We start from the raw sequence: 10,635 nt of genomic DNA, 5'->3' as shown, positions 1-10,635 counted from the left end.
TGGGGCGCCGCGGCATGTGCCGGGGCATGCTCATACTTTAGGAAAAAACCGCGTGCCTGGCGCAACAATGTGGCGGACACCGGGAATGGCGAGGGAAAGCAGCGGACCGGTCCCGATGCAGCCCGCGGGACCGGCTTGCGTGGCGCTCAGTAGCGCGCGGCGAGGGTGGGGCAGCAGGCCGGGCGGTGTGCTACCGGCGGCAGGCCAGGGCAGGGGGCGGGCGACACGTGTAATTCCTGCCGGGCAGCTTCGGTGCCCGCGCGGACCTGGCGTGCCGTGTGGCCGTCCAGCGTGGTCTTCATGCGCTCCAGCAGGCTGCCCAGCGCCGCGCGCTCCTGCGAACTGAACGGGGCCACCGACACGCTGTGCAGCGCACTGAGGGCCTGCGCGGTGCGCTGCAGCCGGCTGGCCGCGCTTTCCGCAATACGTGGCGCCTGGGTCCCGGCATACTCGATCCAGCCATCGCGCCGCAGTTCATCCAGCATCGTCTCGGATCGCGCGACATCGATCGGCATCAGTCCCGCCAGGGGCGTGCCACGCACGAAGGCACCCTGGCGAATGGCCCGCAGCAGCAGCCATTGGGCGTAGTCCAGGCCAGAAGCGCGCAGAGTCTGTTCCAACGCACTTTGCCAGGCGGTTACGGCATCAACCAGGGCAAGGACAACCGGCTCGCTGGGTTCGAGTGGTCTTGGCTGCATGAATGGCGTCTCCTGTTGTGATTTGCCGCCACTGCGATGCACTGTGCACCCTTGAAGGGCGCCAGAAAGGCCGGAGCATGGCCGGCCCGGGCGGCACGGACGCCGCAGCCTCTCTGGCGGGCTGGGTCGACCGATGGGCGAGACACTACCAGAAACTTTTGCGAGTTTTGTGACACCGCGGGAATGTCCTGAGCCGGCGCAAGGACATAGTGCCGCGCGCGTCTCGCACAGCCTGCGCCAACGTATGAATAAAGCGACTGGCAGCCATGACTTTAAATCACAGCCGGAATAATGACGGCTGGCTACACTGCCTGCCTAAGACCCCGCCAACCAGCCCTACAGGCCAGCACGGGGCGCGCGGCGCGGGCACGGGCCCGGCCGTCAGACCGGAGATGAGGATGTACAAGGAACGCATTCGCCTGGCCAGGCTTCATGACAAGGTAGTCTCGGCCGACAAGGCCGCCGCACTGATCCGCGACGGCATGACGGTAGGCATGAGCGGATTCACGCGCGCGGGCGACTGCAAGGAAGTCCCGTTCGCGCTGGCGCGGCGGGCGGCAACCGAGCCGCTGCGCATCACCCTGATGACCGGCGCCTCGCTGGGCAACGACATTGACCGGGTGCTGGCGGAGGCGGACGTGATCGCGCGCCGCCTGCCGTTCCAGTCCGATGCGACGCTACGCCGCAAGATCAACGCCGGCGAGGTGATGTTTATCGACCAGCACTTGTCCGAGACCGTGGAACAGCTGCGCTCGGGCCAGATCGCGCCGGTGGACGTGGCGGTGGTGGAGGCGGTGGCGATCACCGAGCAGGGCGGCATCGTCCCCAGCACCTCGGTCGGCAACTCGGCCAGCTTCGCCATGCTGGCGCGCAAGGTGATCGTCGAGATCAACCTGAACATGCCGCTGGAGCTGGAAGGGCTGCACGATATCTATTTCCCGGTGCAGCGCCCGTACCGCCAGCCGATCCCGTTGATTGCACCAGAGCAGCGCATCGGCCTGCCGTATATCCCCATCGATCCCGAAAAGATCGCCGCCATCGTCATCACCGCCAAGGACGACAGCCCGTCCAACGCGCTGCCGCCGGATGCCGACACGCGCCATATCGCGGGGCATTTCAATGAATTCCTGCTGCACGAAGTCCGCGCCGGCAGGCTCTCGGCCTCGCTGCAACCGCTGCAGGCGGGCATCGGCACCATTGCCAATGCGGTGCTGCACGGCATGGTGGATTCACCGTTCCGCGACCTGCAGATGTATTCCGAGGTGCTGCAGGACAGCACCATCGAACTGCTGGATGCCGGGCGCCTGGCCTTTGCCTCGGCCTCGTCGGTGACGCTGACGCGCGAGGTCTACCAGCGCTTCCTGTCGAACCTGGACCGCTATCGCTCGCGCCTGGTGCTGCGTCCGCAGGAGATCAGCAACCATCCGGAGATCCTGCGCCGGCTGGGTCTGATCACCATCAACACGGCGCTGGAGTGCGACATCTACGGCAACGTCAATTCGACGCATGTGGGCGGCACGCACATGATGAACGGCATCGGCGGCTCCGGCGATTTTGCGCGCAATGCGCACCTGTCGGTGTTCGTGACCAAGTCGGTGGCCAAGGGCGGCAATATCTCCAGCATCGTGCCAATGGTGGCGCACGTGGACCATACCGAGCACGACGTCGATATCATCGTCACCGAGCATGGCCTGGCCGACTTGCGCGGCCTGGCGCCGCGCGAGCGCGCGCGCGCCATCATCGCCAACTGCGCCGACCCGCAATACCGCAAACTGCTGGGCGACTACTTCCGGCGCGCCAGCAAGCACGGCGGCCAGACCCCGCACCTGCTGGAAGAGGCGTTGTCCTGGCATGTCGGTTTCCGCGACCGCGGCACCATGCAGCCGGCCCAGGCACTGGCCGCCTGAGGCCAGCCGCCGCTGCAAAGCAAAACAGCCCGCGCAAGCGGGCTGTTTGCCTTGGTGCCGCCGGTTGGCGGCGGGGCAGGTCTACTGCGGGCTTACTGCGCCTTGCCGCCCTGGCTGGCGGGCGCCTTGGCGCCGTCGGTGTAGGGATCGGCCTTGCCGGCCTTGGCGCCGTCGGTGTACGGATCGAACTTGCCGGCCTTGGCGCCATCCGTATTCGGGTCGACCTTTTTGCCCGAATTGGTCAGCTCCGATTTGGTCGATTGCTTGGCGCCGTCGGTGTACGGGTCGAACTTGCCGGACTTGGCCGGGTTCTGGTGCGGGCTGGCCTTCTTGGTGTGGCTGCCGCCGTAGAGATCGCCGCCTTCGGTGTAGTTCTTCTGCGCATACACCTGTGTCGCGCCCAGCGCGGCCAGTGCTGCAACGATCAGGGTCGGAACGGTCTTCTTCAGCATCTTTCTAATCCTCGCGAATGACGGCCGCGCAGCGCCTGCGCGAAACCGGTTTGGGGGCCGGACGTTGGCCGGCGACTGCCGGCGCCCGTTGCGGAGCACCCGGTAAATGTACCGAGCCAGCGCGTGTCCGCAAAGTGAAAGTTTCTTCTACATGTATTGAACGCCGACGGCGCTGCCGGCGTACTGTGCGCGATCAAATGCAACAGGAATTAAGTACATGTGTGTGGCCTGGGGTGCATTTTCAAGCGCCGGCCATAAAAAAAACCGGCTGCCATGGCAGCCGGTCGTGACCCCTCGCGGGACGGTTCTTCCCGTCCGTTTTATTCCAGTGTGATGTTCTGGTCGTGTGCGATCTTCTTGCGCAGGTCCAGTTCGCGCTTGATCTGCGCGGTGTACTGCGCCGGGGTGTTGCCGTCGGTGTAGGCGCCGCTGTCAGCCAGGCGGCGCCTGGCGTTCGGGTCCTGCAGCGCCTTGACCGCGGCGTCGTGCACGCGCGTGATGATTGCCGCCGGCGTGCCGGCAGGGGCCACCAAGCCGTACCAGGCCATGTTGTTCATGTCCTTCATGCCAGCTTCGGCAAAGGTCGGCACGTCAGGCAGGCCCTCGACGCGCTTGGGCGCCGCCACGGCCAGCGCGCGCAGCTTGCCGGCCTGGATATGGGGCATCGACGACGGCAGGTTGTCGAACTGCGCACTGACCTGGCCGGCCAGCGTGTCGTTCAGCGCCGGGCCCGATCCGCGATAGGGAATGTGGACCATGTCGGTCTTGGTGATGTCCTTGAACAGCTCGCCATCCAGGTGCGAGATGCTGCCCTTGCCGGCCGAGGCGTAGCTGTACTTGCCCGGGTTGGCCTTCAGCATCGCGACGAATTCCTTCAGGGTCTTGGCCGGCACCTTCGGGTTGACCGTCAGCACGTTGGGCACGTTGACCAGGTTGGTGATCGGCGCGAAGTCCTTGAGCGGGTCGTAGGGGTTCTTCGGGTTGGTGGCGGGGTTGGTCGCCATGGTGCTGACGGTGGCGATGCCCAGCGTGTAGCCGTCCGGCGCGGACTTGGCCAGCGCGTCGGCGCCGATCGCGCCGCCGCCGCCGCCACGGTTTTCAACCACCACCGGCTGGCCCAGTTCGCGGCCCAGTGCCTCGGAGACCGCGCGCGCAACGATGTCGGTGGTGCCGCCGGCCGCGAACGGCACGATCAGGCGGATCGGCTTGGTAGGGTAGGACTGGGCCTGTGCCAGGCCGGCGTGGGCCAGACCAAGGGCGGCGATGCAGGCGGCTGCGCCGGCGTTAAGGACTGCTTTCAAAGGGTGCCTCCGTGTTCTTCTTTCACTGATTGGCCAGGCGGGTTGCAGGCGCTTCTGCGGGCACGGACGGATGTCCGCGCCCCACGCTGTCAGGGGTTCCCGTACTGGCATGACCGGGCCGTGCCGGGATGCGGTACGGCCGGCACCTTGCGATAGTTCCGCGATACGGAACTATGTTCCACAATGTGCGCGGAAGCGATTCAACCGGGAAAGCGCGAAAAGGGGAATTGGTAAGAACCCGCGTATCAAGAAACCGGCTGCAATGCCGATCGCTCGCGGGAAGGAACGGGCGAGGATGAGCGCGAAAAAGCAAAAAGCCGGAAGCAAGGCTTCCGGCTTTTCCTGAATTCGCTGGTGGGGCGTGAGTGACTCGAACACTCGACCTACGGATTAAGAGTCCGCTGCTCTACCAACTGAGCTAACGCCCCAACGAAGAAAAAGATTGTAGCAAGGTATCTGATAAGACGCAATAGCCTTCGCGCAATTTTTACGAGCCGGGCGGCACTGGCCGCTACAATGCCTGGCCCCCGTGCGCATCCTGCGCCGGGGCCGCCGAATCCACCCGTTTGCCCAGTCCATGCATGCCAGAGTCCTGCGCTATCTCGACGAGGTCGTCCGCCGCGGTTCGATCCGCAAGGCGGCCGAGCACCTGCATGTGGCACCGACCGCGGTCAACCGGCAGATACTGGACCTGGAAGCGGAACTGGGCGCGCCGCTGTTCGAGCGCATCAACAAGCGCCTGCGGCTGACGCCGCTGGGCGAGATGGTGCTGGCCCACGTGCGCCAGACCCTGCGCGAGCATGACGCGCTGCGCCAGCGCATCGAGGACTTCAAGGGTGCGCGCCGCGGCGAGGTCACGGTGGCGGTCACGGCGGGGCTGGCGGGCTCGTTGATGCCGTCGCTGGTGCATGACTTCCGCCAGCGCTATCCGGGCATCGTGGTGCGCGTCAATGACCTGCCGGTGGCTGACATCATCGCGGCGGTGGAGCAGGGCGATGCCGACCTGGGGCTCGGCTATGACCTGCCCGAGTTGCCGGCCTTCCGCGCCCTGGCCACCAGCGACTGGCAGATCGGCGCGGTGGTGCCGCCCGGCCATGCGCTGGCGGCCCGGCAATCGGCGCTGCTGAGCGAGTGCGTCGGCTATCCGCTGATCCTGCCGGCGCCGTCGCTGTCGATCCGGGCCATCCTGGATGCCGCTTTTGCCCGCAATGCGATCGAAGTCTCGCCGGTGGCGGAGTCCACCTCGACCGCGCTGATCCGGCGGCTGGTGATGCTGGGCACCGGCATCGCCCTGCTGAACCCGCTCGATGTGATGGAGGAGCGCACCCGCCAGGCGCTGGTCTATGTGCCGCTACGCGATCGCCACCTGCAGGGGCAGACGCTGACGCTGGTGGCGCGCGCCCGCGGCCCGCTCAGCGCTGCGGCCGGGCTGATGGCCGAGCGCATCGGCGACGCCCTGGCGGTGTTGTTCGCGCAGGCGCGCTGAGCGAAGGGGTGCCGCAGGTAGGTGTCCACTTTTTGTGGACAGGATGGTCGGAATTCTATGCTTTGGAGATGGCACCGCGCCGCCGTAGACTGGTGGCCATCCAGTCCCCAATCCGCTTTGCAGAAGGAATTCCCCCATGACCCTGATTGCCCTGAACGCCGACGTGCTGGTCACCATGGACGCACAGCGCCGCGAGATCCGCGACGGCGCCCTGGTCGCCGAAGGACCCGCCGTCCAATGGGTCGGCCCCACCTTGGAACTGCCGCCGCAATACCGGCGCATGGTCGACGACGGCAGCGCGCAGGTGCTCGACATGCGCGGTCGCGTGGTCACGCCCGGCCTGGTCAACACCCACCACCACATGTACCAGAGCCTGACGCGCGCGGTGCCGGCGGCGCAGGATGCCGAGCTGTTCTCGTGGCTGACCAACCTGTACATGCTGTGGTCGCACCTGACGCCGGAAATGATCGCGGTGTCGACCAAGACCGCGATGGCCGAGCTGATGCTGTCGGGCTGCACCACCACCAGCGACCACCTGTATTTGTTCCCGAACGGCTCGCGCCTGGATGACTCGATCGCCGCGGCGCACGAGATGGGCATGCGCTTCCATGCCGCGCGCGGCTCGATGAGCGTGGGCCGCACCAAGGGCGGCCTGCCGCCGGACGTGGTGGTGGAAGAGGAGGACGCCATCCTGCGCGACAGCCAGCGGCTGGTGGAGCAGTATCACGACAGCGCGCGCCACGCGATGCTGCGCGTGGTGCTGGCGCCGTGCTCGCCGTTCTCGGTGTCGCGCGACCTGATGCGCGAGTCGGCCAATATGGCGCGGCACTACGGCGTGTCGCTGCATACGCACCTGGCCGAGAACGACAACGACATCGCCTACTCGCGCGAGAAATTCGGCCTGACGCCGGCGCAGTATGCCGAGGACCTGGGCTGGGTCGGTCACGATGTGTGGCACGCGCACTGCGTCAAGCTGGACGAAGAGGGCATCGCACTGTTTGCCCGCACCGGCACTGGTGTGGCCCATTGCCCGTGCTCGAACATGCGGCTGGCGTCCGGCATTGCGCCGGTGCGTGCCATGCGCGACGCCGGCGTGCCGGTGGGGCTGGGCGTGGACGGCAGCGCGTCGAACGACGGCGCGCATATGCTGGGCGAGGCGCGCCAGGCGATGCTGCTGCAACGCGTTGGCTACGGTCCGGCGGCGATGAGCGCGCGCGAGGCGCTGGAGATCGCCACCCTGGGTGGCGCGCGCGTGCTCAACCGTGACGATATCGGCGCGCTGGCGCCGGGCATGTCGGCGGACTTTGTCGCCTTCGACATGTCGGCAGTCGGCTTTGCCGGTGGCGGCCATGACCCGGTGGCGGCGCTGGTGTTCTGCACCCCGGCCAATGTCGCGGCCAGCGTGATCAACGGCAGGGAAGTGGTGCGCGACGGTGCACTGCTGACCGCCGACCTGCCCAATGTGCTGCTGCGCCATCGCGCGCTGGCGCGCACGCTGTTCGAGCGGGCCAGCCAGGGCGCCTGATGCAAGGCCGCCGTGGCGTGGGCATGTGCCTCGCCGCGGCGGATCAGGAAAGCAGGGGGGGGCGCACAAAGCGGCCCCACGAAGCAAAAGGCCGGAAGCATTGCTGCTTCCGGCCTTTTTGTATTCGGTGGTGGGGCGTGAGTGACTCGAACACTCGACCTACGGATTAAGAGTCCGCTGCTCTACCAACTGAGCTAACGCCCCAACGAAGAACGAAATTTTAGCATGATTTCTGGCGCTGTCAAATGTTTGATGCAGTTGCCGCAGCAACCACCCGCATTGTGACCAGCGTGCGAGGCTGCATGCGGATGGAACCGAACGGCGGCCGCGATGGTCTTCCGAATGAGCGCATTCGCATGGGTGGCACCCATACGATTTTGCCGGAGCCATGTTAGGATGTTTCTCCACTTGCATATGGAGGGCCGCACCGATGGATATCAAATTCCAAGAGCAAGAGCGCTACGACATCAATAACGAAGGCTTGTTGTTCCAGGCACTTGTCAATGGCGAGAAGGTGACTTGCGTGGTGACACGCGAAGCACTGTGGGAAGGCTTCAGTGCCGACCAGGTACTGTCGCTGGAAGAGGCATTCCGCGCCGGTCGCGAAACCATCGAACGCGCCGCCGTGGTGCTGATCGAGCAGGGCGCGCCCCAGCCAATCGTCGTCAAGCGCGCCCACGTGGCGCCGATCTGATGCGGATGGATGCCCCGGCCAGCCCCAGGCATGCCGCGGGCGCCCATCTGTTGTCAGGTAGCAGAGCGTAGGGCCGTCCGGCCTTGCGTGCCAGCCGGCACCGCCGGCGCAGGCAGATCCCAGTTTCCCCGTTTTTTTTCAGTTTTCTTGCAGCCGCATCATTGCTGAGCGCTCGCGCGTGCGGGCGCTTCAGTTCATGCGAGCGCGGGCTGTGCTGTCGCAGCCGCGGCGCCCGGCCGCGACGCGCACTCCTCAAAGATCCGCACCGTGCATTGCGTGCAGATGTCCGGCGAGAGCTGGCCGATGATCGTGTGCAGCGCCTGCCGCTTGGTCGGGAAGATATGGTCGGCGCCGAGCTTGTCGGTAAAGCCGGTCTGCGCCCAGGTCTGCAGCACCTGTGTGCGCGGGCGGTGGAAGTACAGGTCGCCACCCAGCGCGCGCCGCTCGGTCAGTTCGTATTCCCACATCTCGGCGCCGGCCATGTCGATGAAGTTCATGCTCTTGGTCATCGCCAGCAGGTGCGTCTGGCCGGCGTTGACCGTGCGCAGCCAGTGCAGGCGATCCGTCACGTACTGCACGGCGCCAAAGTAGATCGCGCCTTCCATGCGCAGCAGCTTCAGCTGCGGGCATTCCGGCTGCGGGCGGCGCAGCTCGTCCAGCGGCGTGAAACGCCGGTCGGGATCGTCGGCATCCGGCACCAGGCTGCGCACCGCCGGCCGCGAAGTGCGGTACAGGTAGGCCACCAGCGACAGCACGGTGCCGAGCAGCACCGCCATCTCCAGCCGGATCACCAGCGTGGCGGCGAAGGTGCCGATGGCAATGGCGAACTCTGTGCGGCTGAGCGTGAAGATGCGGCGCAGCCGCGCGATGTCGAGCAGGCCCCACGCCACCAGCAACAGCATCGCGGCGATCGCCGCCATTGGGATCTGGGCCAGCAGCGGGGCGCTGACAGCCACCAGCGCCACCAGCCACAGTGCCGAGAACACGCTGGCCAGCGGCGTGCGCGCGCCGGCTTCGAAGTTGGGCACCGAACGGTTGAGCGAGCCGCACGAGATATAGCCGGAGAAAAAGCCGCCCGCGATGTTGGACAGGCCCTGGCCGATGAATTCGCGGTTGGCGTCGATATGCTGGCCGGAGCGCAGCGCCACCGCCTTGGCGATCGAGATCGACTGGCCCAGCGCGACGATGGTCAACGCCGAGGCGATGCCGAGCAGGTCGGGCAGCTTGCGCCAGTCCACGTCGGGAAGATGGAAGTGCGGCAGCGCCGACGGAATCGGCCCGACCACATTGACGTGCTGGCCGCCGCCCAGGCCGGCCTGGTTCAGCAGCAGCGCCACGCCATAGCCCGCCAGCAGGCCCACCAGCATGAACGGCAGGCGCCGCCACAGCCGCTTGCACAGCAGCGTCACCGCGAGCGTGACCGCGCCTACCGTGGCCGCGCCCCAGTTGATGGTGTCGAGGTTCCCGAACAGGTGGCGCAGCACGCCGAACGCGCTGGTGCCGGTCGGCACCGCCAGCCCGAACAGGTCCTTGAGCGCATACAGACCGATCAGCGTCGCCGCGCCGCAAGTAAAGCCAAGCAGCACTGACGGCGAGATAAAGTTGGCCAGCGAGCCCAGCCGCAGCGTGCCCACTGCCAGCTGCAGCACGCCCACCACGATGGTGACCGCCAGCGCCAGCCCGATATAGGCCGGGCTGCCGGCAAACGCGAGCGGGCTCAGCATCGCGAACAGGGCCAGCGAATTGGCGTTGGTCGGCCCCGACATCACATGCCAGCTTGAGCCGAACAGCGCCGCCACGATGCACGGCACCACCGCGCTGTAGATGCCGTATTGCGGCGGCAGGCCGGCCAGCGTGGCGAAGGCCACCCCCTGCGGCAGCACCAGCACGGCGCCCAGCAGGCCGGCCACCAGGTCGGCGCGCAGGGTGGTCTTGTCGACGCGCTGGCTCCATGGGAACAGGCGCGGCAGGAGGGATCCGGATCGGGGCGCAGGCATTGGCAATGAAAGGGAAAACTGGCTCAGCCGGCCTCGTCGACGCGATCAGGCGGAGGCGCGGCAAGGGATTCTGGCGGGTATGTGGGCAGCTTTGGCTGCGGCGCCAGGCCGGCCAGCATGGCGTCGAGGGCGCGGTAGACCTCGGTCAGCCGCTCGGCGCCGACCCGCTGCGCCAGTTCCTGGTAGCGTGCATCGATCAGCGGCTCCATCTGCACGATGATGGCGCGCGCCGACGGCGTCAGGCTGACCAGCTGGCGGCGCTGGTCGGTGGCGGAGCGGGTGCGTTCGACCAGCCCGGCGTCTTCCATGCCGCCCAGCATGCGGGTCAGGCTGGGGCTCAGGATCAGGCAGGCATCGGCCAGCTGGTTGGGCTCCATCGGCTCGCGTTCGTTGAGCGTGCGCATCACGCGCCATTGCTGCTCAGTGATGCCGAACTGCCGCAGGATCGGGCGAAAGCCGGCCAGCAATGTCTCGCGCGCTTGCAGCAGCAGATGAGGAAGGTTGCGATGGCGGAACATGGCCTGGCTGGTGTGGCTCATGCCCGCAGTGTAGCGGGCACGGCGCCGCGGGGCGAG

The 10,635-nt window shown here is 66.8% G+C and carries 9 protein-coding genes and 2 tRNA genes; 4 read left to right on the top strand and 7 right to left on the bottom strand.

What is annotated here, in order from left to right:
- Nucleotides 1-146: 146 nt before the first annotated feature.
- Nucleotides 147-698, bottom strand: a complete 552-nt coding sequence (locus DN412_RS07040) for a MarR family winged helix-turn-helix transcriptional regulator (RefSeq protein ID WP_115013846.1) — start codon at nt 696-698, stop codon at nt 147-149.
- A 398-nt stretch (nt 699-1,096) separates the two neighbouring features.
- Between DN412_RS07040 and DN412_RS07035 the strand changes: the two genes are divergently transcribed.
- Nucleotides 1,097-2,605 carry an acetyl-CoA hydrolase/transferase family protein gene (locus DN412_RS07035; RefSeq protein WP_115013845.1) on the top strand — a complete coding sequence of 503 codons (1,509 nt, stop codon included), beginning with the start codon at nt 1,097-1,099 and terminating at the stop codon, nt 2,603-2,605.
- 92 nt (nt 2,606-2,697) lie between these two features.
- Here the strand turns inward: DN412_RS07035 and DN412_RS07030 are convergent, their stop codons facing one another.
- The 3 genes from DN412_RS07030 to DN412_RS07020 form a co-directional block, all read right to left on the bottom strand.
- Nucleotides 2,698-3,057, bottom strand: a complete 360-nt coding sequence (locus DN412_RS07030) for a hypothetical protein (RefSeq protein ID WP_115013844.1) — start codon at nt 3,055-3,057, stop codon at nt 2,698-2,700.
- 320 nt (nt 3,058-3,377) lie between these two features.
- Entirely contained in the window at nt 3,378-4,358 is a 981-nt protein-coding gene (locus DN412_RS07025) for a tripartite tricarboxylate transporter substrate binding protein BugE (RefSeq protein WP_115013843.1), read from the bottom strand.
- Nucleotides 4,359-4,710: 352 nt separating this feature from the next.
- Nucleotides 4,711-4,786, bottom strand: a tRNA-Lys gene (locus DN412_RS07020).
- A gap of 149 nt (nt 4,787-4,935) precedes the next feature.
- Here DN412_RS07020 and DN412_RS07015 point away from each other — a divergent pair.
- Together DN412_RS07015 and DN412_RS07010 are read left to right on the top strand one after the other, a co-directional pair.
- The gene (locus DN412_RS07015; RefSeq protein WP_115013842.1) at nt 4,936-5,844 is read left to right on the top strand and encodes a LysR substrate-binding domain-containing protein; all 909 of its coding nucleotides are present in this window, start codon (nt 4,936-4,938) and stop codon (nt 5,842-5,844) included.
- A gap of 136 nt (nt 5,845-5,980) precedes the next feature.
- Complete coding sequence (locus DN412_RS07010; protein ID WP_115013841.1) at nt 5,981-7,369, top strand: 8-oxoguanine deaminase; 1,389 nt, start codon at nt 5,981-5,983, stop codon at nt 7,367-7,369.
- A 128-nt stretch (nt 7,370-7,497) separates the two neighbouring features.
- Here the strand turns inward: DN412_RS07010 and DN412_RS07005 are convergent.
- Nucleotides 7,498-7,573 (bottom strand) — tRNA-Lys (locus tag DN412_RS07005).
- A 226-nt stretch (nt 7,574-7,799) separates the two neighbouring features.
- Between DN412_RS07005 and DN412_RS07000 the strand changes: the two genes are divergently transcribed.
- The gene (locus DN412_RS07000; protein ID WP_018006788.1) at nt 7,800-8,063 is read left to right on the top strand and encodes a DUF1488 family protein; all 264 of its coding nucleotides are present in this window, start codon (nt 7,800-7,802) and stop codon (nt 8,061-8,063) included.
- Nucleotides 8,064-8,257: 194 nt separating this feature from the next.
- On the opposite strand, the gene DN412_RS06995 is transcribed toward DN412_RS07000, so the two are convergent.
- Both DN412_RS06995 and hpaR read right to left on the bottom strand, forming a co-directional pair.
- A complete protein-coding gene (locus tag DN412_RS06995; RefSeq protein ID WP_115013840.1) occupies nt 8,258-10,060 on the bottom strand; it encodes a SulP family inorganic anion transporter in 1,803 nt (600 codons plus the stop codon).
- A gap of 23 nt (nt 10,061-10,083) precedes the next feature.
- The gene (gene hpaR, locus DN412_RS06990; RefSeq protein WP_115013839.1) at nt 10,084-10,599 is read right to left on the bottom strand and encodes a homoprotocatechuate degradation operon regulator HpaR; all 516 of its coding nucleotides are present in this window, start codon (nt 10,597-10,599) and stop codon (nt 10,084-10,086) included.
- Nucleotides 10,600-10,635: the final 36 nt, after the last annotated feature.

The sequence above is a fragment of the Cupriavidus lacunae genome, from assembly GCF_003353055.1.
Lineage (GTDB): Bacteria > Pseudomonadota > Gammaproteobacteria > Burkholderiales > Burkholderiaceae > Cupriavidus > Cupriavidus lacunae.
The sequence above is the reverse complement of the archived record's forward strand: the minus strand, read 5'-3'. Positions and strand labels throughout refer to the sequence as shown.